Genomic DNA, 23,530 nt, shown 5'->3' on the forward strand with positions numbered 1-23,530 from the left:
TTCACTGAGGAGAAGCCGTGTCAAGCACCGGACCGAAACAGGCGATCTACACGAGCCTTGCCGAAGTGGCTCAGGCACTCGGCCATCCGCACCGGCTCGAGCTTCTGGAGCACCTGGCGCAAGGTGTGCGCAGTGTCGAGGACCTCTCCGCGCGAGCCCATCTGAGCTTCGCCAACACGTCGCGCCACCTGCAGATCCTGCGGCGGACGCGTCTCGTCGAGACGGAGCGCCGCGGCAAGCACGTGCTCTATAGCCTCGCCGGCGACGCCGAGGTGGTGGCGCTGATCAAGGCGCTCGGCCGGGTCGGCGAGCGAAACGTGGCCGAAATCGGCCGCGTCATGGCCGACTACTTCCGCGCTCGCGATGCAATGGAACCGGTGTCGCGAGACGATCTCGTCTCGAGGCTGCATGACGGCATGGTCACGGTTCTCGACGTGCGGCCAGAGGACGAGTTTGCGGTCGGACATCTTCCAGGCGCCCTCAACATCCCGCTGGCCGCGCTGGAGCGTCGCTTAGGCGAGCTAGAGGCAGATCGGGAAGTGATCGCCTATTGCCGCGGCCCCTATTGCGTTCTGTCGTTCGAAGCAGTCGCCGCCTTGCGAGAGCGGGGCTATCTCGTCCGTCGGCTCGAGGACGGCTATCCCGAATGGAAGGCCGCCGGCCTGCCGGTCGAAACGGCCGCCGGAAGCAGAACACTGGGGCGAATCCCATGGATCAGAAGCCCGCATGGCTGATCGTGAACCACAAGGATCATGCTTCTCCTTCCGTGTTCCGGCCGGAGGCGCTGTTGCGCGAGGCGCGCCGGCAGAAGCGACTGCCGCTCGCCGCTGTCCCTCCGGTGTGTGTCCTCGATCCCGACGGCGACGTGGTGCGGCACCTCAAACTTGCGGGACAGAGCCGCGCACACGAGGGGTGGGCGTGTTACCACACCGAACTTCTTGCCTTCGATCTCGACGGCGTCGGAGAGGTCGGCATCATCGGCTGCGCGGTGGGCGCCTCCTTTGCGGTGCTCGTTGCCGAGCAGCTTTTTGCGGCCGGCTGCCGGCTGCTCGTCAGCATCACATCCGCCGGCCAGATCACCGACAACGGACCCACGCCATACTTTGTTCTGATCGACCGCGCTCTCCGGGACGAGGGGACGAGTTATCATTATCTGCCGCCGGCAATCTTCGCGGAGGCGCCAGACGCGAGGCTTATCGCTCGCATTGAAGACGCCTTGTCGGGGCTTTCCGGCATTGTCGCCCGCCGGGGCTCAACCTGGACGACCGATGCTCCTTATCGCGAAACCGAGACCGCGATCGCATCTGCGCGGGATCTGGGCGCCCTCGCCGTCGAGATGGAAGCCGCGGCTTTGTATGCGTTTGCCGCTGCAACACACCACCCCGTCGTGTGCTTTGCGCATGTGACGAACGCCATGGCGCAAACCGAGGGAGATTTTGAGAAGGGCGAGGCGAACGGAACAAAAGCGACGCTCACGGTCATCGCCACAGTTGCACGGGTTTGGCTGTCCTCCATCGAAGCCGAACTGCACGCATAAGCAAGCGGGATATAGCGAGCCCAGCGACCATCCTTCTGAGGCGTATACGCCCTGACCAAACATCTATCCGCAGGTCCCGGTCGGCATGGTCATACCGTCGGCCGTGCCAAGGCGGCCTCGATCACTCCCTCGTAATCCTTGCCGAGGCTTGTCCTGATCAGTGCCGCCAAGAGACGCGGGAAGTCACGCCGATCGACCAGCCCCGCCAGAGCGCGAGCATCGTTTCCCAACCCCAGTTGCACCGCTGCAGCAAGCGCCTTCGTGTCGGCATAAGGATAAAGCTCGGGCCACGCGACCTGCACCTCGCGGCAGAAGATGTCGGCCCCCACATCACCGATACCTTTGAATTCCTTCAGCAGTTGTCGTTCCGTCGCCGGATCGTTTCGCGCGAGCCCGCGCAACGCCCGAAGGTCGCCGCCGTATTTGCTCAGAAGCAGGTGCGCGGTGTCGCCCAGCATCCGCGACGTGCTCTCGTCGTAGCGGGCGTACCCTGCATGGTTCAGCACGCGCGTCCGATCGGCCCAGGTCGCCTCCGCCATTCTGCGCGGGGTGGTCCAGCCCTGATCGGACAGAGCTTTCGCCGCCATGAGTGCAAGCTTCGCGCTGATGCGGGTGCTGAAGAGAATTGATGCGCAGAGCCAGCGGAAGAGCGGTGAAGGCGTGTTTTTCTGGATATCGATTCCCAGTTCCGAGCAGTAGGTGCGGCCCGAGCGGTCGAGCAACGCTGCCACGATCTGCTCTCTTGCCGGTTTTCGCGCCATGTTCGAGGTCCGCACAGCTCCGCCTGTTCTAGGCGAAACGCCTGCCGCCGCTGGCAGTTCCGAGCTCCCGGCCCGGAACAACAACCTGCAGCACCCGCCGCACACAAGCCAGCGCGCGAGGTGAAGACCGGAACTTGCGTGGCTGAGAATGCGTTGGACCGGAAAACCCGGAGACAGTGGAGGCTGTCACCATGCGGGTAGGGAGCGATGCGTTCGGTGAGAACGAGGCCGTTCCAGTGAAATTCACCAAGGACGGCTACAACACCTCGCCACCCTTCAGCTGGCGTGGTCTCCCGGACGGCACGCGCGAGCTCGCGCTCCTTTTTGAGGGGGTGACGCCAGCCACGCACGAGCCGTGGGTCCATTGGCTCGTCTATAAGATTCCGGCGGACGCCGAAGATCTGCCCAGCGGTTTCAAGCATGCACGCGAGCCAGAGGAGCCGATGCACGTGCTGCAAGGCAGCAACGGACTGGGCAATATCGGCTATGACGGGCCATCGGGCACCGTTGGCCGCACCTATCGCTACCGCATTCGGCTTTTCGCGCTTGACCGCACCATGGATCTGGAGCCTGGACTCGACTGGAAGACGTTCGAGCGCGCGATCAAAGGGCACGTGCTGGACCAGGCGGAGCTCCACGCCCGCTACGAGCGACCGGGATGATGCTGGCGGCGGCGTCAGTTGCCGGCGTCGTCGGGCAAAATTCGTGACTGCTGCATGCGTGCGCGACGCTAACCATAGGCGCTCGAGCCCCCCTGATTAGCGGCTGCAGCGACGCCAATGAAACGTGGCGGCTGGCTCCCGCCCACGTAAGTCCACTTTAGCCTGTACCCAACCGAAGGCGGCCTAAATGCATGTCGCCCAAAAGTGCGCAGCGGTTTGGGGGGGACGGACTGAGAGCAACCGCGGTCGAGCACGAGGCTCAGCCCTTTGCCCTAGGCAAAACGCCTCGCAATGGAGATTGAGAACGCGGGAGATTGAGAACGCGGGGGAGATTGAAAACCGCGCGCTCCTATATTGCGCGTAGACCAGACGGTTGCGTGACCGGCTCCTACTCCGCGGAAGTTGGGAAATGTTTTTCGAGCAAGGTTCGCCACCGTGGCTCCTCCCGTTTTGCAATGCTCGCTGCATCGTCGCCAAAGAGGAAAAACCGCACGGACAGGTATGTCATCCCGCCCATCGGCAAGGCGAAGAGGTGCGCGAAGCCCGGCGCGGGCTGGTCCAGCCGCACCACCAGCTCGGGATGGTCTTGCGGCCCTGTTCGTTCGACGACGCCCTCGAATGCCTGCGCGTCCGAAGCCACGCGCCGTTGTTCAGTCGCATTCGCCAGGCCCAAGGGTTCAACCAGCTTTCGCCATGCATCAGCTAAAGGTTCAGAGGACGGGACCAAGAGCTGAAAGGCCGAGCCGTGCTGCCCGGGAAAATGCGTGAGGTAGAGGCGGAGCAGGCGGAAGAAAGCGATCCATCCATGGCTGTGGCCCTCGAACTGGTCGTCCCAATCATCAGAAGTCGCGAACCAACGATGGACCACGCGAACGGTGCAAAGCCCACCGGATTTTGCCTCAACGGTCCATTCCGTCGCTACCGTTCCCGGCTCACCCGGTGCTTCTGCGACAAACCGCTTGGGCGGCTCCCAAGCTGCGATGGTGGCGACCGCATCCATGCTTCCATCGGCAGCGAAATGCGAAACGGCGGTTCCTCCGATGCGGCCTTCGAGTTCGCTCGGCACGAACCATTGAGATATTCCAGGTCCCGTTGCGATCGCGTTCCAGACGTCCTCCGGTGTACCGGGGACATCCACTTGCGCCTCGACCGAGCGATTGCCGGCCGTGTCTTTTTTTACTGGCATTGAACGTCCTTTCCTTGCGGATTGGCTGGTGAAGGATGCGCCGTCACGACAAGGCGATGGGACCGTCCCTGCGGCGCAGTATCGTCGTGATAGCGTGCCGCGAGCGTGGTGATGGCCTCGGTCAAATCACGCGTGAACGAGGCGCGGTCGGCGGCGGAGCGGAAGCGGATTTCGGTGTCGATCGCCAAGGTCGCCAGGCGTTTGCCGGCATCCGTTGCGGCGCGTTGGAGGGCCCCGATCTCCCGCACCAGCCGAGCGCCGAGCGCGATGAGGTAGCTCGCCGACAGGCGGTCCGGGGTGCGGTCCGGATCGGCGCCGACGGGACCCAGTGCGCTCGTCGAGACGACATAGCTTGTGGCGCTCGCCACCATGAGCCGCTCCGTCAGGCCACCCCACTTCCGCGTGTCTGCAACTTGGACAAGCCCGTGCTCCTCCAGAGCATGCAGGTGGTAATTGATCTTCTGCCGCTTGAGGCCGAGGCGTGTGGCGAGGGTGGCGGCCGAGGCGGGCTCCCGCAGTTCCGAGAGGAGCTGACTCCGAACGGGCTCCAACGCGGCGGCGGCCGCGCTCGGGCGATCTATGACTTCGATATCGAGCATGCAGCCCTCACATTGACAAGCTTTCCTGTCAAAGCTGTTGACGAGTATATTTGTCAATAGCGAAAGGATCGTTTCGTCCCGAAAAGCCGACGCTCCCAAACGGCATGCGGCTGCAGCGAGCGACCTATCTGTCGCCACTACCGAACGCATCCCCCCGCCCGCAGCCGGGCAATTGCAATGACAGTGCCGTTCGTTGTAGCCATTGCGACCGCTTGATTTTGGAGGAGATGCAGCATGGACCGATTCACTGGCGGTTGCCTGTGCGGCAACGTCCGAATTGTGGCGTCGGGACTCCCATACCGGGTCGGCATTTGTCACTGTCTTGACTGCCGCAAGCATCATGGGGCGCTTTTTCACGCTTCCGCAGTGTTCCCCCAAGATGCGGTGACGATCGAAGGCGAGACGCGCGACTACGCCGGGCGGTTTTTCTGTCCCCGCTGCGGCTCGACCGTTTTCGGACGCACCGCAGACGAAATCGAAGTGAACCTGGGATCCCTGGACGCCCCTGACCAACTGATGCCAACCTACGAAAGCTGGATCATCCGTCGCGAGTCCTGGTTGCCGCCGTTTCCGCTCACGAAACGATACGAGCGCGATCGTGACGCAACGAGTCGCTTTGAGGAATAGTCGTACGAACGGTGCGAAAGCGTTGGGAGGTCACGCCGGCGATGTCACTCCGGAAGACCGGCCTTGCGGAAGCCATCAACGAAATGCTCGAGCGTCGCAGCGTCGCGGAATGGCTCCGTCGTGGCCCAGTGGCGGGTGGTGAAATGCGGGTTGCCGACGAGGAACAGTTCAGCCTCTGCGCGCGCCTCGTCGAGCCGGCCCAATTGGGCAAGGCTTGCCGCCAGGAAACGGCGTGAGCTCGTACGATAAGTCTCGTCCCTGCGCAGTGTCTCGATAGCGGCTTCGTATTCGCCAGCCGCATATTGCGCCTGGCCGAGCGCCAGATAGTACCAACTTGCCGGAAACGGGTTCAGCCGGAACGCCTTGCGAATGTGCTCAAGGCCCTCCTCGACCCGTCCGGCCAGGACCGCGATGTCGGATAATGCCGCCCAGGCATCGGCCTCGTTCGGGTCGAGCTCGATCGCCTTGGCGAATTCCGCATCCGCCTCGGCGAAGCTACGCTCATAGGCAAGCAGGTAAGCCAAAACCCAACGGCAGCCGGCATCGTCGGGGTCGATCGCCACGGCTTTGCGCGCCAGTTCCAAAGCAACGCTACGGGATGTTTCGGTTGGTCCGCCGGAATGCACCCATCCCATCCAGTGGTTCATGGCAAGCCAGCGATAGGCCTCGGCATATTCCGGATCGAGCGAAACCGCGCGGGTGAGCATCAGATGCGCTTCGCGCGCCGTCTGCGGCGAATCATCCATCAGCTTGCGCGCCCGCACGCAGAGATCGTAAGCCTCGAGATTTTTGGACCGGTTGCGTGGCGGCGGTGCGCGCAGCCTGCCGAGCAACGCCTCCACGATCTTGCCGGTGACCTCGTCCTGAACGGCAAAGATATCTTCCAGGCTGCGATCGAAGCGTTCCGCCCATAGATGGTCGCCACTCACCGCGTCGACCAGCTGGGCGTTGATGCGCACGCGCCCCGCAGCGCGTCGTGCGCTCCCCTCCAGCAGGTAGCGCACGCCAAGGTCCTGTGCGATATCGCGCACGTCCATCGCCTTTCCTTTATAGGCAAAGGCCGAGTTGCGTGCGATGACGAACAGGCCGGAGATCCTGGACAGGCCGGTAATCAGGTCCTCGGTCAACCCATCCGCGAAGGATTCCTGCTCGGGGTCGTTGCTGAGATTAACGAAGGGCAGCACGGCTATCGATGGCTTGCCGGGCAGCGGCAAAGGTTTTCGTTTCGCGCCACCTAGCTGTTCGACGGCCCCCGTGAAGCGGTAACCGACGCGCGGAACCGTGGCGATCCATTCACCGCCGTCGGCGGCCGGACCAAGCAGCTTCCGCAGCGACGCGATCTGGACCGTGAGGTTGCCTTCCTCGACGGCCGTGCCCGGCCACGCCGCGTCCATCAACTCGGCTTTGCTCAAGATTTCGCCGGGCCGTCCAATGAGTGCCGCAAGCAACTTTAGCCCGCGGTAACCAACGGCAACGGGGACATCGTTGCGAAGCAGCGCTCCCGCACCGGAATCAAGCACGAACGGACCAAAGGCAAAGCGCGATCCCTGCATGCGGCGTATCTATAGCCGGTTTGGAAGTTTTGAGAACTATTTGGGAGAGCTTAATTACGACGCTGTTCGTATCCTGCAGAATTCAGCCTCTTTCAGGTCGAGGGTCCCCGGACCTTCAAACCTATGGAGGTTGTTATGAACGATATCCTTGCATCAGCCCCGCATCAGGCAGCGCGGCCGGGAACGCCCGTGCGGCCGGCGGAAATGTCGCGCCGGCACCTGACGACCCTGCGAAGCATTATCGCGGCCTGGGACGAGCGGAAACGCTTTCGCTGGGAACTTGAGCAAATGTCGAAGGACAATCCTCATTTGATCGACGATATCGGTCTGACGAGACGGCAGGTCGAGGCAGAGATCGCCAAGCCCTTCTGGCGGCGATAATCCTCGTCGCCGCAAGATCGCGAAGCCGATACCGTCTTCCTCGTCCTTGGGTGCGCCAAAAGCATCTCGGAACAGTACTCGCTCGCGCCGGTCGCTGCGCGGACACTGACAAATATGCGACCATGAGGAAGACCGGCCTGGTCGAATCCGACAAAAGAGAACGAAGCGAAGGCGGCCGTGCATCTGACGTTCGAATTCACGCGCGGGCAATATACGGGCGGTCTGCCGGAGGAGGTCGCCGCGACGATCAGAGGCGAACCCTGGGTCGAGGACTGGAACGTGATGAATCTTCCCCGCCGCATGGAGACCCACCGCGCGCTCATCGCCGATTATAAGAGCCACGCCGCGCGTTTCGATGCGATCGCCGGCTATCTAGAAAAATGGCAACCGCCGGCGCTTATGCTGTGGGGCCGTCACGAGCCCTATTTCGATATCGCGGAAACGCTGTCCTGGATGCAGGATCTGCCGCGTATGGAGGCGCATATTTTCGACGGCGGGCATTTCCTGCTTGAGACGCATGCCGAACCAGCACTCTCCCTCATGATCGAGTTCATCAAGCGAACACAGGAGAGACTCACATAGTTCCCGTCGCTTTAGGCCGGCGAGTCCCGAGATCAAGCAGGGACGTAGGTCAACCTGATAACGTCCTCGCCAATCCGATCATTGGTCATAAGGCGGAGCGGCGGCCGGGGGCCGGCGAAATATGGCTTGCCGTGGCCAAGCACGACGGGGTGCAGGTAGATTCGATACTCATCGATCAGGCCAAGTTCGGTGAGGCTTCGCGCCAAGTCCGGGCCAGCAACTTCGATCTCCCCGTCGCGCTCGGCCTTCAGCTCGCGGATCGCGCCTTCAAGATCATCCCCAACAAGCGTGGCGTTGGGGCCAACCGACTTCAACGAGCGCGAAACGACCCATTTCGGCTGGTTCCGCCACGCCGCCGCGAAGGCGTGTCGCTCTGCATCCCATTCAGGATGATCGTCGTCCCAGTAACGCATGACCTCATACATTTTGCGACCGTACACACTGCCCGCCTGCCTCTGAGCCTCCTCGATGAAGTGGCGGAAGAGCGTGGGGCCTGGCGCAAACGCCATATGGTCGACGTAGCCGTCCAGGGACTGGTTCATTCCGAAAACGAGCTTAGCCATACCCGCCTCCTTTCCTCACGCGGCACATCCGCGCGGTTCTGACTGCGTTATGCAATCGGTTGTAAGCTAGATCGACTGATGGCGATCGACAGAAGCGAGAAATCATGCCGGATCTCCTTCTGCACTACGATTGCCCGGATTGCTGCTTCTTTGATCCAGTTAAGGTTCTTTCTTTCGCAAGTCCTTCACGACATCGAGAAAAGCCCGCAGTGCCGGCGGCACGGCTCGATGTCCGGGATAGTAGAGCGCGACCCCTTCCGGAGCGGGCATCCATGCGGTCAGGACCTTACGCAGCCGGCCATTGGATATGGCCGCTTCGGCGGCCCAATCCGCCACATAGGCGACGCCCAGACCCTCTATTGCGGCTTCGACCATCAGTTCCTCGTCATCGAGGACGATGGAGCCGTTTGCGTCGATCACGAGTTCCTGGCCGGCGCGTTCGAACTCCCATCGATAGAATTTGCCGCTGGGCATACGATGGCCGATGCAACGGTGGCGTTGCAATTCCTCGGGCGTTCCCGGGTCGCCGAAGCGATCGAGATAGGCGGGCGAGGCGACACAGATGAACGTCAACGGGCGTGCAAACGGCACGGCGATCATGTCCTTGGGGACAGATCCGAGGAGGCGCACGCCGGCATCGAACCCGCTGGACACGATGTCGATGAGCCGCCCCTCGACGACGATGTCCACGGTCACGTCCGGATGGCGCTCCGCCATCTGCGGAAGAACCCAGCGAACGAGAAGCCCGGCCACCAATCGCGGTGCGTTGATGCGGACCGTGCCCGCGACATTGCCCCGGAACCCCGCGACGCTGTCGAGCGCCTCGTCCAGCGAGGCGAGCGCCGGCTGAAGGCGGTCGAGCAACCGGAACCCGGCTTCTGTTGGTGAGACGCTGCGTGTGGTGCGGTTCAAAAGGCGCACGCCCATGCGTTCCTCGAGCGCACGCATCGCATGGCTCAATGTGGAAGGTGCCGTGCCGATCTCGTCCGCTGCGCGGCGGAAGCTGCGGTGTGTGGCAACGGCCACGAAGGCGGTGAGATCGTTGAGCGACGGGCGGGGCATTGATGGGAATTTTGCATCATCGCATGCCGATTTCAACGGCTAATGCGCGCAATGCGATTGCCCTATCTCCTGCTTGTTTCAACTCGGAGATACCCCGGCTCCGGCCCGCTGCCGGTCCGCTCCCGTTATCAAGACAGAAAGGAACACGAAATGCCTGCACGTGACGCCATCTATCCGGCCAACCGCCACGCGTTATACGATATCCACCGCTATTCCGCAGCCATTCGCTCCGGCGATCTTCTCTTCGTGTCGGGTCAGGTCGGGAGCCGTGAGGACGGCTCGCCCGAGCCCGTATTCGAGGATCAGGTTCGGCGGGCCTTCGCCAATCTGCGCGCGGTCTTGGCCGCCGCCGGGTGCAGCTTCGACGACGTCGTCGATGTCACCACCTTCCACACCAACCCGGACGAACAGATCGAAACGGTGCTGGCCGTCCGGGCGGAAGAGATCGGCGGACCTCCCTACCCGAACTGGACGGCAGTGGGCGTCAATTGGCTTGCCGGCTTCGATTTCGAGATCAAGGTCATCGCCCGCATCCCTTCGACGACGAGCAGTCATCCGGCGGACAAGCGCTGATCGCTCGCCCTGCAGTTTCTGTATTGGCGATTGCACCCGGACGGCGGAAACGGCAGCGCGGCGCGCCCCGGCACGGGCTCGCGATGTCCGTCCAACGATCAATATGCTTTGCCTTGGGCCAAAATACGTCATTCGGCCGCAAACGATTCGAACGTTTTCACCACCGATCACCGCCGTTACTACGCTCTCTCGCCTCTTGGCTATTTCGCGCTCCTCGCGCGGACGTAGTTCCAGCGGCAATGGGCGGCAATTTTCGGTGTTGGCGTGGTGGAAATGGCAAAATTGGCGCGCCGGAGAGGATGAAACTGGGCACCGCTATGTGATTGAAGTCGCTCTGTAAAAACTCTCAGCCGGTTTCAGGAGCCTTGGCCTGTGCGAGGTCCTGCAGGAACTCTTCCATCAGCGGCCTGTCACCGAACCGGCGGTAAGCGCGCTCTGCTTCCAGCGAGAATGCCGGGTGCGCCTCGACCAGCTTTGCCATCGTCTGCTGGGCTGCCTCGACCTCTCCGCCCCCGGCCTGCAAAGCGGCCTGAATCAGAAGGCAGTTTGCATCGCGCGGCGCCCGGACCAGGCATTCCTCTATGACGGCGGAAGCCTCATCGCGGCGGTCAGCCGCGTAGAGCGCCTGCCCGTGCACATAGGCATAGTACTCGGGCGCCATAGGATGAAGGCGGCGGGCCCGCTCTGCGTTGGCGACGGCATCATCATATTCCCCGAAGCGAACCTGCGCCTTTGCAAGCGCCATCATGCTGTCGGGATCGTTAGGGTTGAGCTCCACAGCGCGCCGTGCGGCCTGCAAGCCGCCTGAATAGTCGCCCTGCAGGGCAAGCCCGAAGCTGATGACCTGATAGCCAAGGCCAAGATTGGGATCGAGACGGACCGCCTGCCGGGCTTCGCTAAGCCCAAGATGGAGTTCCGGCGCGTTTGCCCGGCCGTCACCGCTCTGCGCCACGCTGGCGATAAAGGTCAGCGCGAGGCCTGCGCGGGCGGCCGCATAGGACGGGTCCATTTCAAGGGCGCGCTGGTAGAGGCCCCGCGCCTCCAGAATGTCCTGCGGGTCATCGGCGCCGTGCCGGTAGCGGTTGCGGGCCTGCAGCACGAGGTCATAGGCCTGCAGATTGTCGGTCGGGCGTTCCGCTGCCGCCGCCGCCTCGCTCCTGCCGATATAGGGCGCGATCTGCGCGACGATTTCAGTGGTCAGCTCGCTCTGGACGGTGAACACGTCGGCGACCTGCCGGTCGAAACTGCGCGACCAAAGATGCGCGCCTGTCTTTACATCGATCAGCTGCGCCGACACGCGAAGCTGGTCGCCTTCACGGCGGGCGCTGCCTTCAACCACATAATCAACGCCGAGCTTCGCCCCGAGCTTGCGCACGTCCGTATCCTGCCCGTGCACGGCGTAGGTGGAATCGCGCGCGATTACCTGCATCTCTGAATTGCGGGCAAGGGCTGTCGTCACATCCTCGGTCAGTCCGTCCGCGAAATACGATTGCTCGCCGCTGCCGCTCATCGCGGCAAAAGGCATGACCGCCACTGACGGCCGGGGGTCGGCGCGGCTCTGGTCCATCGACAAGACCGCCGGGATGCGGCTGACCATAGCTGCCAGGGGGAGCGGCTGGATTTGGGTGCCGATGAGGATGAGGGCTATGGCGGCCGCGCCATAAGACCAGCGGGCGGCGGTGCTGCGCAGCACCTGCGGCACCTGCCGCCATGGCGACCACGGAGAGCCCGCGCGCCTTACGCGGTAGACGTCGAGAAGTTCGGGAATGTTCTTGGCCCGCCTGCGGCCGATGCGGACGAACCTGTCCGCGCTGTTGCGGTCGGCCGCCATCACCACGGCGCCGCTGACGAATATCTGCCCCGGATCGCACATGGCCTCAAGACGGGCGGCCACATTGACGCCGTCGCCGTATACGTCGCCGTCGTCTTCGATGACATCGCCAAGATTGATGCCGATGCGCAGCTCGAACGGGCCCTTGTCGAAGCCTTCCTGGATGGCCAGCGCCGCATCAACCGCTTCGTTGACGCTGGGAAACATGGCGAGAAAGCCGTCTCCCGCCGTCTTGACGATGCGCCCGCCATGGCGAGCAGTGGTCGGGTCAATGAGCTCATCAAAAACAGCGCGCAGCTTCGCGTAGGTGGAAGCCTCGTTTTCAGCCATCAGCAGGCTGTAGCCGACGATATCGGCGGCCATGATTGCCGCGAGCTTGCGTTCCATCAGCATTATTCCTGAGCGGCGGGCCCTGCGCGGACTATAACTGCTGACACTTAAGGCGACGCACGCCCCAAGACTAGACCCACAATCCCGGATAGGCTTATCAACACAGCTCACAAATGCGTGACGATTTGTGGCCTATCCCGTTCTGGCCTTCGTCCGCCATCATCTGCTTCGTCCGGAGCCGTCCGTCGTCGCACTGGCGGAGGGCGACGCCGCATTGAACGGCCTGGGTCTTGCCTGCCTGCCCGACCACGCGCTGCGCCCCTTCCTTGCTGAAGGACGGCTTCAGCAGGTGCTTGAGGACTGGTGCCGCCCTTTCCAGGCTATCATCTCTATTATCCAAGCCGCCGCCAGAATTCCGCCGCGGAGCCGCCGGGGCTACCGGTTGTCATCAGTTTGATGGCCCGTCGCCGACAGACACTTCGTGAGATGATATCGTCGAATCCCACCGCCAATCGTCTTGCTACTCGGGGTCGCGGCGACCTTTTCGTCCGTGAGCCGATAGTCATTCACAAGGTAGAGATTCAGCGCCGCTGACTGCAGTTCTGAGGTGCTCAACACGATTTTGACGGCACTGCGTCTTCGGCATTCTTCTTCGGCATATTTCAGCATCGCTCGGGCAATTCCGCGTCTACGGAAATGGGGGCAAACATACATTCGTCGCAGTTCCATTACTCCCGTTACAGCGGTTTCCAGGCCAAACATGCCGATGACCGCGCCGCTATGTTCGGCGACCCAGAAGCCTCCCTCTCGCTCATCGTAATATTGGCAGATGCGTTCGATTTCCTCGCGCAAGGATAGGGCGATGTAGGCTTCGAATTGCGCAGCCAAATGCTGCGGCGCGAGCAGTCTGTTGACAGTGACAAAGATGTCTCGCACCGCAGACGCGTCCTTGTCAGAGAATGGTCTGATCAGCATACCCACCACCCGGCCTAGCTCCAGAGTCTACGCATCCCGCCGTGAGCCACCACGTCATTTGCCACAGCTTTAAGCTCCTCATCTGTAGCGGTGTCAGATGTTCTCTCTCCCTACCGCTTTTGGGCACAACGCCGTGCTAACCGTCCTTCGAACCGCGCGTCCATTGATCGACTCGAGAATACGTCTTAATACGTGACCAACCTCACGTCGCGTTAAGGGCCACCACGAATGGAAATGCAGCAGGTTCGCTATTTCCTGGCGCTCTCCAGCACGCTCAATTTTACGCGGGCTGCTGAGGAGTGCAACGTCACTCAGCCGGCGCTGACGCGCGCCATCAAGAATCTGGAAGATGAGCTTGGTGGCGAGCTCATCCGACGTGAGCGTCAGCATTCGCATCTGACCGAGCTCGGTCGCCGCATGCTGCCATTCCTGCAGCAATGCTACGACGCGGCGAGTTCTGCGAAGTCACTCGCCAAGGCTGTCAAAAGCAGCGATGTTGCGCCACTTAACGTTACGATCTCCAACAGCATCAACATAGCGCTGATGATATCGCCATTTAGCGAGCTCTTTCGTGCCTACCCAGGTGTTCACCTCAAGATCAGCCGCGGCGCTCCGACGATCGTGGTCGAGGCGCTCAAAAATGGCGACGCCGAGCTGGCGATCGCCGGCCCGCTCGGGCAGGCCTGGGACAGGATCGACACGTGGCCGTTGTTCGATGAGGAGATCGAGTTGGTGGTCAATTCAGAGCACCCGCTCGGCAGACGCAACGAAGCCGATGTCGCGCTGAGTCAATTAGTTGGTGAGCCGATACTGAGCCGGGTCGATTGGGAGACGAGCGAAGACCTGTCCCGCACCTTGAAGGCCAATGGGTTGGCGCATGAAGCGGCACATGAAGTCGAAACGGACCATGACCTGTTGGCGCTGCTGGAGGCCAACGCTGGGGTAGGCTTTGTTTCGATGACTGCGCCACGCTCACCCAACGTTCGCAGGCTCAAATTGCGCGATATCGATATTTCCCGAACCGTGGCCGCCTATAGCGTAGCGGGCCGGCAGCGTGCGCCTGTCGCCACGACGCTGCTCAACCTGTTGCGCGCAACCGACTGGTCAACCTTTGGGGTTCGCGAGCCTGCTCGATAGCCGCAAGCAGGTCGTCAATTTCCATTCGCTGGCGATAGTCGGGATCAAGGTAGCGCGCTGTGATGATGCCGTCGGTGCCGACAATGAAGGTTGCCGGAATCGGCAGGAACCAGGCGGCATTGCCCTGATAGCTGGGCACATCCCAGCCGGCGCCCCCGATCAGCGTTTCCATTTCCGTCCCGACCCAGATCGCCAGGTTCAGCGACAGCGCATAGCCATTGTCCATGTCGGTGAGGAAGGGAAAGGATGCAGCCGCCTCCTCTTTCAACGTCGTCGTGAATTTGCGCCGCTCGGGCACAATCGCCACGAACTGGCCGTCTAATTCAGTGATTTCCTTCTCGACTTCAGCCATGCCGATCGCATTCAACCGGCAATAAGGGCACCAGTGTCCGCGCTGGAAAGAAATCGCTGCGGGTCCTTTTTGCAGGATTTCGGCTAAGCCGACCAGCCTGCCGTTCTCGTCGGGGAGCAGAAACGGCGGCATTACATCGCCGGGCGCCGGTGCCATCGCGCCCGCACGCTGGTCCTGCAGGCGCTGCACCATCCGGTCGACCGCTTCAGCGAAGGTGGTGCTGAGCGAGCGCACTGCATTGGCGATCACCGCCATCCGCTCGTTCAGCGGCGCATCAAGCGCGATCGCAGCCTGGACGGCCTCTTCGAGCTTCACGACCAATTCATTGGCAGCCATGACGGCAACTCCAAATTCGCAGTTCTGCGCAGTGTAGCCTACTGCCAGCCAACGTCCATGCCGTAGATTAATGAAAGGTTCGCGAGACGATGCCTTTTTCGCATGGAAACGATGAGTCAAAGTAATGCGGGTCACTCAGATGCCAGAAATCGCCGCCACCCCGCCCAGGACGACGCTCGACTTGGTCAACGTTCGGTCGGCCTCTCGCAGTCAGCGAGCGCGCTCGAGCGCGGACACCAGGTCCTCGATCTCCATGCGCTGCTGGTAGTCGGGATCGACATAACGCGCTGTGATGATGCTATCAGCGCCGACAATGAAAGTGGCGGGGATCGGCAGAAGCCAGGCGGCGTTGTCCTGGTAACTCGGCAAGTCGTCACCGCCGGCGCCAAGCAGTTGCTGCATTTCCACGCCGATCCCGATCGCCAGATCGAGCGAAAGTGCATAGCCATTGTCCATGTCGGTCAGAAACGGGAACTCAGCCCCGACCCGGTTCTTCAGCGCCGTTGAGAACTTTCGCCGCTCCGGCGTGATCGCCACGACCTGGCCGCCCATGGCAGCGATCTCCTGCTGCACCTCGACGATGCCGATCGCGTTCAACCGGCAGAAGGGGCACCAATGCCCACGCAGGAAAGTGATCGCCACCGGCCCATTCGCGAGGACGTCGGCCAGGCTTACCAATCTGCCGTCCTCGTCAGGGAGCAGAAAGGCCGGCATGGCATCGCCGGGCCTAGGCGCCGTGGCGCCTGCCCCCTTGTCCTGCAGCCGCATCACCATGCGGTCGGCCGCGTCTGCGTAGCTGGCGTCGAGCCTTCGTATTGCCGCAGCGATCACCGCAAGCCGTTCGCTGAGCGGCGCGTCGAGATCGATCGCCGCCTGCACCGCCTGTTCGAATGTCATGACTTGTTCAACTGCAGCCATATGCAAAGTTCCGCATTTCTCGGTGCCGAATAGCCCCGAGGACGCTCTGTCGAACAACCCCTTTTCTCATGATAATCATGATCCAAACGCATTCCGTTCCTCCGCGGTCGCAGCTGGTGATGTCCACCGTGGACTGGCTCACATCATGTTCTTGTTGTCCGACGAGAATGTCGGGAAACCGTAGAGATTGTCGGCGAGATCGGTCGCGGTGATGCCGTGCCGCATGGCGAGTGCAAAGATGTGGATCAACTCCTCGCCGGCATGTCCGACAACGTGGGCGCCGAGGATATGGTCGCTCTCAACCCCAACGATGATCTTCGACCACGCCACGGTCTCGGCATAAGTCCTGGCCGACAGCCAGCCACGCATGTCATTGACCTGCACCTTGATTCTCAGTCCGCCCTCGGCGGCCTTGGCCTCGGTAAGGCCGACACTGGCCACCGCCGGCACGGTGTAGACCGAGGATGGAATCTGGCCGTAGTCAGGCTGGTGCTTCGCGCCTTCGACGATGTTGCGGCCGACAATCCGGCCCTCATAGGTAGCGATCGGCGAAAGCTGGGGTGAGTTCCACACGGCATCCCCGCAGACATGAACGGCAGGGTTCGAGCGCGAGCGCAGGAACGCGTCGATTTCGATACGGCCGTCACGGTGTGCGACGTGCCCCGCGGCGAGATCAAGACCGTCAGTGTTGGCGATTCGCCCTGCGCAATTGACGACGCGATCGGCTTCGATGGTATGCTCGGAGTTGTCGTTGGCGAACAGCACGCGCAGGCGTTCGCCGACTCGGTCGATCCGTTTCACTAGGGCGAGCGTTAGCAAGGGCATGCCGATGCGCTCGCTTTCGCTGCGGATCTGGTCCACCGCGTGGGGGTCGAAACCGCCGAGCATTTGCGGCAGCGCCTCGAGGATAGTGACCCTGACGCCGGCGCGGGCGTAGACGTGGCCGAGATCGAAGGCGATGACGCCGCCGCCGATGAACACGACATCGCTTGGCAACGCACGGTCGCTCAGCACGTCATCTGAGGTCGTCATCAATTCAGCGCCGGGAAAGCACAGCTCCCTTGGCCTTGAGCCGGTGGCAATCACGATGCTGGCGGCGTCAAGCTGGCGCTCGCCGACCCGGACGGCATTGCTGCCGACGAATGCCGCCTCGCCGTGGATGACGTCGACGCCGCGCATCGCCATCACGCCGGCCAGGCGATCGGGAATGTCGCGGACCATCGCCTGCTCGCGATCGATCAATGCGGCCCAGTCGAGGCGCGGGGCGGCAACCGTGATCCGGTGCTCGCACGCCCTCTCGATCTCGTGCAGCGCGTGGCTGCAGCCGCGATTGGGACAGGTGCCGCCGAGATCCCGCGCTTCGACCATCGCCACCGAGAGCCCGGCTGCCCGTGTCGCCACCGTGACGCCCATGCCGGCATTGCCGCCGCCAAGGATCACGACATCGTATTTTTCGGTCTTCATCATGTCCTCCGGGCTCAATGATAGGCGACCGATTTGCCGAGCTTGCCGCGGAACACCCAGTAATTGTAGCCGGTGTAGACCAGCACGATCGGCAGCATGACAGCGATTCCAGCCAGCAGGAACATTTGTGAGCGAGGCGCGGCGGCGGCTTCCCAGATGGTCATGCTGTACGGCACGATGTGTGGGTAGAGGCTTGTGCCTAGGCCGACGAAGCTCAGGCTGAAGATGGCGACCATGCACAGGAACGGGGTTCGCTCCGCGCCGGTCACCAGCCCGCGCCACAGTTGAAGCAGCGCCATCGCCGTCAGCAGCGGCACCGGCACCAGATAGAAAAGGTTCGGCAAAGTGAACCAGCGTGCGGCGACCATTGGATGCATGAAGGGCGTCCAGATGCTGACGAGCACCAGAAAGGCAATGAAGACCGGCAGCAAATGGAGTGCATTGCGCCGTGCCCGCGCCTGCACTGGTCCCTCCGTCTTCATGATGAGCCATGTCGCGCCGTAGAGCGCATAGCCCGCGACAAGGCCCAATCCGCACATCAGCGTGAAAGGCGACAGCCAGTCGAAAGCGCCGCCGGCAAAAACGCGTCCGTCAACTTCGAATCCGCCGACGACAGTGCCGAGCATCACGCCCTGCACGAATGCCGCAAGTGCTGCACCGGCGCTGAAGGATAGATCCCACCAGCGCCGCGAAGTGCCGGACTTGAAGCGATACTCGAAAGCGACGCCACGAAAGACCAGTGCAAACAGCATCAGCATCGCAGGCAGATAAAGGGCCGGCAGCAGTATCGCATAGGCGACGGGAAACGCGCCGAATAGTGCAACGCCGCCGAACACCAGCCACGTCTCGTTGCCGTCCCAGAACGGTGTCAGCGAGCCCATCATGTGGTCGCGGTTCTCGCCTTCTGGATCGAGGAAGAACAGGATGCCGACGCCGACATCGAAACCGTCGAGCAGCACGTACATGAACAGCGCGAAGACGACGACCGATGCCGATATGAATGCGGGATCCATTTGAAACGTCCCTCCCTACTCAGCCGGCATCATGGCGCGCTTGGCGATAGTCGGCTCGGTTGCGGACGGCAGCTCGACCCGGTCGTCCGGGCCATGCCAGACGAGCCGGGTGAGGAAATAGGCGTAGGCGGCAAGCAGCACGTTGTAGACCACGAAGAACAGCACCAGCGACGTCGCTACCGATGCGACCGGCAGCCGCGAAGCCGCGTCGAGCGTTCGAAGCACGCCGTAGACAACCCAGGGCTGGCGCCCGACTTCGGCTGCGGTCCATCCGGCCAGCGTCGCCACAAAGCCGAGCGGGATCATCGCCACATGAACGGTGAGCAAGAGCCCGCTCTCGTGAAGCCGGCCTTTCCACCACCACAACAGGTTCCAGCCGGCGACGGCGAGCATTAGCACCCCGATGCCAACCATCACCCGGAAAGCCCAGAATGCCGTGAGGACGTGCGGCCGGTCCTGCGGGGCGAACTCCTTGAGGCCGCGAACCTCGCCGTCGAGGCTGTGCGTCAGGATGAGGCTCGCGAGCCTGGGGATGCCGATTTCGAAATGGTTGGCTTCTGCGCCTTGGTCCGGCCAGGCAAACAGTAGCAGAGGTGCGCCGGCCATCGTCTCCCAGCGGCCCTCGAACGCCGCAATCTTGGCCGGCTGATGCTTCTCCGCGACCAGACCGCTGGCGTCGCCGACGAAGATTTGCAAGGGAACGAGGATCGCGAGCGCGGCGACTGCAATCGAATGAGCGCGGCGCGCCACCTTCGGTGGCCGGTCCATGAGGAGGTGCAGCGCCGAGATGCCGGCCACGACGAACATCGCCGTCACATAGGATGCCAGCACCATATGGAGGAACCGGGTCGGCAGTGATGGGTTGAAGACGACGTCGAACCAGCTGTCGACGAACAGCCGGCCGCCTTCGATGTGGAAGCCAGCCGGGGTCTGCATGAACGAGTTCGCTGCGATGATCCAGAATGCGGAAACGAGCGTACCGAACGACACCATGGCCGTCGCAAAGAAATGCATGCGCGGACCGACCCGGTTCCAGCCGAACAGCATGATGCCGACGAACCCGGCCTCGAGGAAGAACGCCGAAAGCACCTCGTAGATGAACAACGGTCCGAGAACGTTGCCGGTGACGTCGGCGAACCGGCTCCAGTTCGTCCCAACCTCATAGGAGAGCACGACGCCGGTGACCACGCCCATGCCGAAGGTCAGCGCGAACACTCTCGTCCAGAATTTGTAGAGCAGTTCGTAGATTCGATCGCCGGTCTTGAGCCACAGGCCCTCGATCAGGACGAGGAAAGCCCCAAGTCCGATCGTCAGCGTCGGGAACAGGATGTGAAACGCGATCGTGAACGCGAATTGCAGACGAGAGAGCAGGACGGCATCAAATTCCATGTCGCGCTCCCGTCGGCTCAGTGCAGTTTGACGCGTGGCTTGGTACGGCCAGCCACGATCGCAGCGATGGTGTCGAGTCCGGTTTTGAAGGTGCCGTGGATCGCCTGCAGATGCATCTTGTAGAGCGCCCGGTACATCAGCCTGGCGATCAGCCCCTCGATCTTGAGCCCACCAACGACATTGCCGAAGGTACGGTAGTCGGCGAGTGAGACCAGCGAGCCGAAGTCGCGGTAGTGGAAGGCCGGCAGCGGTCGTCCGTTCAGCCGCGCGGCGACAACCTTGACGAGGTGATCGGCCTGCTGGTGGGCGGTCTGTGCGCGTGGTGGTAGCGGCGTTTCCTCACCGGGTAGGACGCAATTCGCGCAATCGCCGATAGCAAAGAGATTCTCGTCGCCCTTCACCTGCAGCGTCTCGTGCACGACCAGGCGGTTTATGCGATCGGGTTCGAGGCCGTCGAGATTTTTCAGGAAGTCCGGTGCCTTGATGCCGGCTGACCAGACAACGAGCTCGGCCGGGAGAAACAGCTTGTCGCCAAGCTTCACTCCGTCCGGCGTCACTTCGGTTACTCGCACACCGCAGCGTATCTGAATCCCAAGGTTGACAAGCAGCTGTGCGGAGTCGCGCGACAGGTGCTCCGGCAAAGCCGGGAGGATGCGTGGTCCCGCTTCGATCACGGTGATCCGGATCAGTTTCTCGAAATCGATGTTGTCGAGGTTGTGCGACGCGATTTCCCGCATCGACTTGTGCAGCTCGGCGGCAAGCTCGACGCCGGTCGCCCCGGCGCCGATGATGGCGCAGTGCAGCTGACCCGGCGACAGCGGCTCGTATTGCGCATTGGCGCGAAGGCACGCGTCGATCATGCGGCGGTTGAAGCGGGCCGCCTGCTCGGCGCTGTCGAGCGCGATCGCATTCATGGCGGCGCCGGGGGTTCCGAAATCATTGCAGACGCTGCCCACCGCCATCACCAGCGTATCGTAGCCGAGCACTCGCGGCGGAATGACCTGCCTGCCGTCCTCATCGAGGCTGGGCGCGACAAGCACCTGGCGCTTACTGCGGTCGATACCGACTACCTCGCCGATGCGATAGCGATAGTGATGGCCATGCGCATGGGCGATGTATTCCACTGAATCGCTTGTCGCATTGAGCGAGCCTGATGCGACCTCATGCAGCAACGGCTTCCAGATATGGGTGCGGTTGCGGTCAACAAGCGTGATCGAGGCACGCCGTCGTTTGCCAAATTTCTGGCCGAGCCGCGTGGCAAGCTCCAATCCGGCCGCGCCGCCGCCGACGATCAGCACCCGATGCAGCGAGGCATCCTTGTGGGACGGCGTTTCCGGGATACCGGCGAACATGTCCTTCTCCGGCGCCGTGCCTGGCACGACTGCGATTGGTGGCGTCATCGATGTCACGGCATGCATTGCAATAGCTCCTCGCGGGGATCGGGAAACCGGATGGTTTTCATTCGTTCGATTCGTGGATCACGACGCCCTGCAGCATGTCGACGTCGCACTCCCACGGTTTTTCTGACAGCACGCGCTCGGCATGCGCGTAGCCGGCTTGCCAGCGCGAACGGATGCCGGAGCGGGTGAAGTCGATGTCCTTGGTGTGATCCTCGCCGTCGAGCCGCGGCGACAAGAGCCGCACTAGGTGCATGATTGTGCTGCATCCATAGGAGGCGAGTTCCTTGACCATCGGATCGTCGCGCTCGGATTCGGGATTGTGCTTGACTAGCTCGCGCACGACGTGGCGCAGCCGATGTAGTTGTTCCTGGCGGGCGACGTGGCTCTTGCCGCGGCTGGCATATTGCAGGTCCTTCAGGCGGCCCATCACCTGCCAGATGGTCTGCGGCTCGGAGCCGGAGGGCTGCCACATGTTGACGGCGAAGATGAGCGAGTCGCGGCGCGGCCGCTCGTCGAGCACGACTTCGATGGGCGTGTTCGAATAGACGCCGCCATCCCAATAGGGCTCGCCATCGATGCAGACCGCCGGGAAGGCCGGGGGCAGCGCCCCCGACGCCATGACGTGCGCCGGACCGAGGTCCATTTCGCGCGTGTCGAAGTATTTAAGCTGGCTGGTGTTGACGTTGACGGCGCCGACGGTCAGCCGTGTGTGCTTCTCGTTGAGGTAGTCGAAGTCGACCAGCCGGGTCAGGGTCTTCTTCAGCGGATCGGTCGTGTAGTAAGACGCGCGCTCGACACCCGCCGCGTGGTTGACGCCGAACAGCGCGGTCGGATTGGGCTCAAAGAAGCCCGGAATGCCGCGTACGATGGTATTCATGTTGGCAAAGGCGTTGCCAAGGAAAGGCGCCGACCACATCAGGTCGAGCGGACTGCCCTTGCCGACCTGATCCCAGAATTCCTGCAGCCGCGGCAGACGATCTTCGGGCTTGTTGCCTGCAATCAGCACGGCGTTGATGGCGCCGATCGAGGTGCCGATCACCCAGTCCGGATTGATGCCGCCCTCGACCAGAGCCTGGTAGACGCCGGCCTGATAGGCGCCGAGCGCGCCGCCGCCTTGCAGCACCAAGACCGTCTGCGGCTTCGCCGCGTGGTCGGCCATCGGCAGCACGGTGACCTTCGCCTCGGGGGGATTTCGGGTCATCTTGTTCATCGCTGCTGTCCTTGCTTGCTTGCGTACGATCCCGAAGAGCGGATCGCTCTGCCGGCAAGATCGAGTGCAGATTCAATTTGCTGGGGCGTCTTGCTGCGCGTCCGAGGAACGCGCAGGGGCGCCTCAATGTGCAGTCCAGCCGCCCTCGATCGGCAGGATCGCGCCCGTGATCGACGCTACTTCCTCCGATGCCAGGAACAAGCAAAGCGCAGCGACCTGCTCTACGGTGACGAATTTCTTGGTCGGCTGCGCAGCGAGCAATACGTCCTTCACCACTTGCTCTTCGGTGATGCCGCGCGCCTTGGAGGTGTCGGGGATCTGCTTTTCGACGAGCGGCGTCAGCACGTAGCCAGGGCACACTGCGTTGACGGTGATCCCTTGCTCGGCAACCTCCAGTGCGACCGTCTTGGTCAGGCCGGCGACGCCGTGCTTGGCAGCAACGTAAGCCGACTTGAAGGGCGAGGCGACCAGCGCATGCGCGGATGCGACATTGATGACGCGGCCACATTTGCGTTCCTTCATTCCACTGAGCGCGGGTCGGATCGTGTAGAACGACGCCATCATGTCGATTGCGACAACGGCTTCCCATTTCTCGACGGGGAATTCATCGATCGGCGCAACGTGCTGGATGCCGGCATTGTTGACCAGGATGTCGACCGCCCCGAACTCGGCGATCGCCTTGTCCATCATGGCCGTGATGGCGTCTCCCTTGCTCATGTCGGCGCCGTCGTAACGGACTGTCACGTGGTGTTCGCTTGCGATGCCATCCCGCAGTTTCTCGATTTCCTTGGTGTCGCCGAAGCCATTAAGGACGATATTGCAGCCTTTGGCCGCGAATGCCTCTGCAATGCCTTGGCCTATGCCGCTGGTCGAACCCGTCACAAGTGCTGTTTTTCCTCGAAGCATCATGGTTCTCCTGGCTCTCTAGGCAACTGCAGCCGGTTCCTTCCGGTAGCTCGTTTCAGAAAAGCAGTGTGGCCGGCCTGCCAAAGGATCGGAAATGCCGTTTGGACATTGAAATGATAGCGATCTCGCAACGTGGCCTCTGGGCAGCAAGGTTACGGCCGAACCGCGGAACAAAGGCCGCTG

The 23,530-nt window shown here is 62.4% G+C and carries 24 protein-coding genes and 1 pseudogene; 9 read left to right on the plus strand and 16 right to left on the minus strand.

Annotation, left to right across the window (positions count from 1 at the left end; all coding sequences use genetic code 11):
• Positions 1-17: 17 nt before the first annotated feature.
• Entirely contained in the window at positions 18-734 is a 717-nt protein-coding gene (locus AC0NIE_RS02675; RefSeq protein WP_473488512.1) for an ArsR/SmtB family transcription factor, read from the plus strand.
• The gene (locus AC0NIE_RS02680) at positions 710-1,537 is read left to right on the plus strand and encodes a nucleoside phosphorylase (RefSeq protein WP_473488511.1); all 828 of its coding nucleotides are present in this window, start codon (positions 710-712) and stop codon (positions 1,535-1,537) included. The genes AC0NIE_RS02675 and AC0NIE_RS02680 overlap by 25 nt, the downstream gene beginning before the upstream one ends.
• Positions 1,538-1,626: 89 nt before the next feature.
• On the opposite strand, the gene AC0NIE_RS02685 is transcribed toward AC0NIE_RS02680, so the two are convergent.
• Positions 1,627-2,298: a hypothetical protein gene (locus tag AC0NIE_RS02685; protein ID WP_473488510.1), complete on the minus strand. Its 672-nt coding sequence runs from the start codon at positions 2,296-2,298 to the stop codon at positions 1,627-1,629.
• 236 nt (positions 2,299-2,534) lie between these two features.
• On the opposite strand from AC0NIE_RS02685, the gene AC0NIE_RS02690 reads away from it, so the two are divergent.
• The gene (locus AC0NIE_RS02690; protein WP_473488509.1) at positions 2,535-2,960 is read left to right on the plus strand and encodes a YbhB/YbcL family Raf kinase inhibitor-like protein; all 426 of its coding nucleotides are present in this window, start codon (positions 2,535-2,537) and stop codon (positions 2,958-2,960) included.
• Between the two features lie 388 nt (positions 2,961-3,348).
• Here AC0NIE_RS02690 and AC0NIE_RS02695 read toward each other — a convergent pair whose 3' ends face one another.
• Entirely contained in the window at positions 3,349-4,146 is a 798-nt protein-coding gene (locus AC0NIE_RS02695) for an SRPBCC family protein (RefSeq protein WP_473488508.1), read from the minus strand.
• Complete coding sequence (locus tag AC0NIE_RS02700; RefSeq protein WP_473488507.1) at positions 4,137-4,745, minus strand: ArsR/SmtB family transcription factor; 609 nt, start codon at positions 4,743-4,745, stop codon at positions 4,137-4,139. The genes AC0NIE_RS02695 and AC0NIE_RS02700 overlap by 10 nt, the downstream gene beginning before the upstream one ends.
• Before the next feature lie 234 nt (positions 4,746-4,979).
• Between AC0NIE_RS02700 and AC0NIE_RS02705 the strand changes: the two genes are divergently transcribed.
• Positions 4,980-5,372 carry a GFA family protein gene (locus AC0NIE_RS02705; RefSeq protein ID WP_473488506.1) on the plus strand — a complete coding sequence of 131 codons (393 nt, stop codon included), beginning with the start codon at positions 4,980-4,982 and terminating at the stop codon, positions 5,370-5,372.
• A gap of 44 nt (positions 5,373-5,416) precedes the next feature.
• Here AC0NIE_RS02705 and AC0NIE_RS02710 read toward each other — a convergent pair whose 3' ends face one another.
• Entirely contained in the window at positions 5,417-6,925 is a 1,509-nt protein-coding gene (locus AC0NIE_RS02710) for a winged helix-turn-helix domain-containing tetratricopeptide repeat protein (RefSeq protein WP_473488505.1), read from the minus strand.
• A 135-nt stretch (positions 6,926-7,060) separates the two neighbouring features.
• On the opposite strand from AC0NIE_RS02710, the gene AC0NIE_RS02715 reads away from it, so the two are divergent.
• Positions 7,061-7,306: a DUF1127 domain-containing protein gene (locus AC0NIE_RS02715; protein WP_473488504.1), complete on the plus strand. Its 246-nt coding sequence runs from the start codon at positions 7,061-7,063 to the stop codon at positions 7,304-7,306.
• A 177-nt stretch (positions 7,307-7,483) separates the two neighbouring features.
• The gene (locus AC0NIE_RS02720; RefSeq protein WP_473488503.1) at positions 7,484-7,888 is read left to right on the plus strand and encodes an alpha/beta fold hydrolase; all 405 of its coding nucleotides are present in this window, start codon (positions 7,484-7,486) and stop codon (positions 7,886-7,888) included.
• Positions 7,889-7,920: 32 nt separating this feature from the next.
• Here AC0NIE_RS02720 and AC0NIE_RS02725 read toward each other — a convergent pair whose 3' ends face one another.
• Positions 7,921-8,451 (minus strand): dihydrofolate reductase family protein, encoded by a 531-nt coding sequence (locus AC0NIE_RS02725; RefSeq protein WP_473488502.1) that lies wholly within the window; start codon positions 8,449-8,451, stop codon positions 7,921-7,923.
• Between the two features lie 159 nt (positions 8,452-8,610).
• Positions 8,611-9,513, minus strand: a complete 903-nt coding sequence (locus tag AC0NIE_RS02730; RefSeq protein WP_473488501.1) for a LysR family transcriptional regulator — start codon at positions 9,511-9,513, stop codon at positions 8,611-8,613.
• A 150-nt stretch (positions 9,514-9,663) separates the two neighbouring features.
• Between AC0NIE_RS02730 and AC0NIE_RS02735 the strand changes: the two genes are divergently transcribed.
• A complete protein-coding gene (locus tag AC0NIE_RS02735) occupies positions 9,664-10,086 on the plus strand; it encodes a RidA family protein (protein ID WP_473488500.1) in 423 nt (140 codons plus the stop codon).
• A 346-nt stretch (positions 10,087-10,432) separates the two neighbouring features.
• On the opposite strand, the gene AC0NIE_RS02740 is transcribed toward AC0NIE_RS02735, so the two are convergent.
• Positions 10,433-12,304 carry a tetratricopeptide repeat protein gene (locus tag AC0NIE_RS02740; protein ID WP_473488499.1) on the minus strand — a complete coding sequence of 624 codons (1,872 nt, stop codon included), beginning with the start codon at positions 12,302-12,304 and terminating at the stop codon, positions 10,433-10,435.
• 208 nt (positions 12,305-12,512) lie between these two features.
• Between AC0NIE_RS02740 and AC0NIE_RS02745 the strand changes: the two are divergent.
• Positions 12,513-12,670 (plus strand): annotated as a pseudogene (locus tag AC0NIE_RS02745) (LysR substrate-binding domain-containing protein); the annotation flags it as partial.
• A 12-nt stretch (positions 12,671-12,682) separates the two neighbouring features.
• On the opposite strand, the gene AC0NIE_RS02750 reads toward AC0NIE_RS02745, so the two are convergent.
• Positions 12,683-13,222, minus strand: a complete 540-nt coding sequence (locus AC0NIE_RS02750) for a GNAT family N-acetyltransferase (protein ID WP_473488497.1) — start codon at positions 13,220-13,222, stop codon at positions 12,683-12,685.
• A gap of 228 nt (positions 13,223-13,450) precedes the next feature.
• Here AC0NIE_RS02750 and AC0NIE_RS02755 point away from each other — a divergent pair, with 228 nt between their 5' ends.
• Positions 13,451-14,359, plus strand: a complete 909-nt coding sequence (locus AC0NIE_RS02755; protein WP_473488496.1) for a LysR family transcriptional regulator — start codon at positions 13,451-13,453, stop codon at positions 14,357-14,359.
• Here the strand turns inward: AC0NIE_RS02755 and AC0NIE_RS02760 are convergent.
• The 8 genes from AC0NIE_RS02760 to AC0NIE_RS02795 all read right to left on the minus strand — a co-directional run bounded on the left by AC0NIE_RS02760 (position 14,301) and on the right by AC0NIE_RS02795 (position 23,347).
• Positions 14,301-15,047 (minus strand): peroxiredoxin-like family protein, encoded by a 747-nt coding sequence (locus AC0NIE_RS02760; protein WP_473488495.1) that lies wholly within the window; start codon positions 15,045-15,047, stop codon positions 14,301-14,303. The two genes, AC0NIE_RS02755 and AC0NIE_RS02760, sit on opposite strands and share 59 nt — an antisense overlap.
• Before the next feature lie 210 nt (positions 15,048-15,257).
• Complete coding sequence (locus AC0NIE_RS02765) at positions 15,258-15,965, minus strand: peroxiredoxin-like family protein (RefSeq protein ID WP_473488493.1); 708 nt, start codon at positions 15,963-15,965, stop codon at positions 15,258-15,260.
• Between the two features lie 138 nt (positions 15,966-16,103).
• The gene (locus tag AC0NIE_RS02770) at positions 16,104-17,429 is read right to left on the minus strand and encodes a dihydrolipoyl dehydrogenase family protein (protein ID WP_473613713.1); all 1,326 of its coding nucleotides are present in this window, start codon (positions 17,427-17,429) and stop codon (positions 16,104-16,106) included.
• 14 nt (positions 17,430-17,443) lie between these two features.
• Positions 17,444-18,442: a cytochrome d ubiquinol oxidase subunit II gene (cydB, locus tag AC0NIE_RS02775; protein WP_473488491.1), complete on the minus strand. Its 999-nt coding sequence runs from the start codon at positions 18,440-18,442 to the stop codon at positions 17,444-17,446.
• A 15-nt stretch (positions 18,443-18,457) separates the two neighbouring features.
• Positions 18,458-19,831 carry a cytochrome ubiquinol oxidase subunit I gene (locus tag AC0NIE_RS02780; RefSeq protein ID WP_473488490.1) on the minus strand — a complete coding sequence of 458 codons (1,374 nt, stop codon included), beginning with the start codon at positions 19,829-19,831 and terminating at the stop codon, positions 18,458-18,460.
• Positions 19,832-19,848: 17 nt separating this feature from the next.
• Positions 19,849-21,183, minus strand: coding sequence for an NAD(P)/FAD-dependent oxidoreductase (locus AC0NIE_RS02785; protein ID WP_473488540.1), 1,335 nt, complete (start codon positions 21,181-21,183; stop codon positions 19,849-19,851).
• A gap of 106 nt (positions 21,184-21,289) precedes the next feature.
• The gene (locus AC0NIE_RS02790) at positions 21,290-22,390 is read right to left on the minus strand and encodes a patatin-like phospholipase family protein (RefSeq protein WP_473488539.1); all 1,101 of its coding nucleotides are present in this window, start codon (positions 22,388-22,390) and stop codon (positions 21,290-21,292) included.
• A 174-nt stretch (positions 22,391-22,564) separates the two neighbouring features.
• Positions 22,565-23,347: a 3-hydroxybutyrate dehydrogenase gene (locus AC0NIE_RS02795; RefSeq protein ID WP_473488538.1), complete on the minus strand. Its 783-nt coding sequence runs from the start codon at positions 23,345-23,347 to the stop codon at positions 22,565-22,567.
• Positions 23,348-23,530: the final 183 nt, after the last annotated feature.

Source organism: Mesorhizobium sp. WSM4842, from assembly GCF_055901575.1.

Bases quoted from the DNA above. Each gene is read 5' to 3' on its own strand.
- AC0NIE_RS02680 (WP_473488511.1), top strand. From the start codon at position 710: ATGGATCAGAAGCCCGCATGGCTGATCGTGAACCACAAGGATCATGCT.
- AC0NIE_RS02685 (WP_473488510.1), bottom strand. From the start codon at position 2,298: ATGGCGCGAAAACCGGCAAGAGAGCAGATCGTGGCAGCGTTGCTCGAC.
- AC0NIE_RS02695 (WP_473488508.1), bottom strand. From the start codon at position 4,146: ATGCCAGTAAAAAAAGACACGGCCGGCAATCGCTCGGTCGAGGCGCAA.
- AC0NIE_RS02700 (WP_473488507.1), bottom strand. From the start codon at position 4,745: ATGCTCGATATCGAAGTCATAGATCGCCCGAGCGCGGCCGCCGCCGCG.
- AC0NIE_RS02705 (WP_473488506.1), top strand. From the start codon at position 4,980: ATGGACCGATTCACTGGCGGTTGCCTGTGCGGCAACGTCCGAATTGTG.
- AC0NIE_RS02710 (WP_473488505.1), bottom strand. From the start codon at position 6,925: ATGCAGGGATCGCGCTTTGCCTTTGGTCCGTTCGTGCTTGATTCCGGT.
- AC0NIE_RS02715 (WP_473488504.1), top strand. From the start codon at position 7,061: ATGAACGATATCCTTGCATCAGCCCCGCATCAGGCAGCGCGGCCGGGA.
- AC0NIE_RS02725 (WP_473488502.1), bottom strand. From the start codon at position 8,451: ATGGCTAAGCTCGTTTTCGGAATGAACCAGTCCCTGGACGGCTACGTC.
- AC0NIE_RS02730 (WP_473488501.1), bottom strand. From the start codon at position 9,513: ATGCCCCGCCCGTCGCTCAACGATCTCACCGCCTTCGTGGCCGTTGCC.
- AC0NIE_RS02735 (WP_473488500.1), top strand. From the start codon at position 9,664: ATGCCTGCACGTGACGCCATCTATCCGGCCAACCGCCACGCGTTATAC.
- AC0NIE_RS02740 (WP_473488499.1), bottom strand. From the start codon at position 12,304: ATGGAACGCAAGCTCGCGGCAATCATGGCCGCCGATATCGTCGGCTAC.
- AC0NIE_RS02750 (WP_473488497.1), bottom strand. From the start codon at position 13,222: ATGCTGATCAGACCATTCTCTGACAAGGACGCGTCTGCGGTGCGAGAC.
- AC0NIE_RS02755 (WP_473488496.1), top strand. From the start codon at position 13,451: ATGGAAATGCAGCAGGTTCGCTATTTCCTGGCGCTCTCCAGCACGCTC.
- AC0NIE_RS02760 (WP_473488495.1), bottom strand. From the start codon at position 15,047: ATGGCTGCCAATGAATTGGTCGTGAAGCTCGAAGAGGCCGTCCAGGCT.
- AC0NIE_RS02765 (WP_473488493.1), bottom strand. From the start codon at position 15,965: ATGGCTGCAGTTGAACAAGTCATGACATTCGAACAGGCGGTGCAGGCG.
- AC0NIE_RS02770 (WP_473613713.1), bottom strand. From the start codon at position 17,429: ATGAAGACCGAAAAATACGATGTCGTGATCCTTGGCGGCGGCAATGCC.
- cydB (WP_473488491.1), bottom strand. From the start codon at position 18,442: ATGGATCCCGCATTCATATCGGCATCGGTCGTCGTCTTCGCGCTGTTC.
- AC0NIE_RS02780 (WP_473488490.1), bottom strand. From the start codon at position 19,831: ATGGAATTTGATGCCGTCCTGCTCTCTCGTCTGCAATTCGCGTTCACG.
- AC0NIE_RS02785 (WP_473488540.1), bottom strand. From the start codon at position 21,183: ATGTTCGCCGGTATCCCGGAAACGCCGTCCCACAAGGATGCCTCGCTG.
- AC0NIE_RS02790 (WP_473488539.1), bottom strand. From the start codon at position 22,390: ATGGCCGACCACGCGGCGAAGCCGCAGACGGTCTTGGTGCTGCAAGGC.
- AC0NIE_RS02795 (WP_473488538.1), bottom strand. From the start codon at position 23,347: ATGCTTCGAGGAAAAACAGCACTTGTGACGGGTTCGACCAGCGGCATA.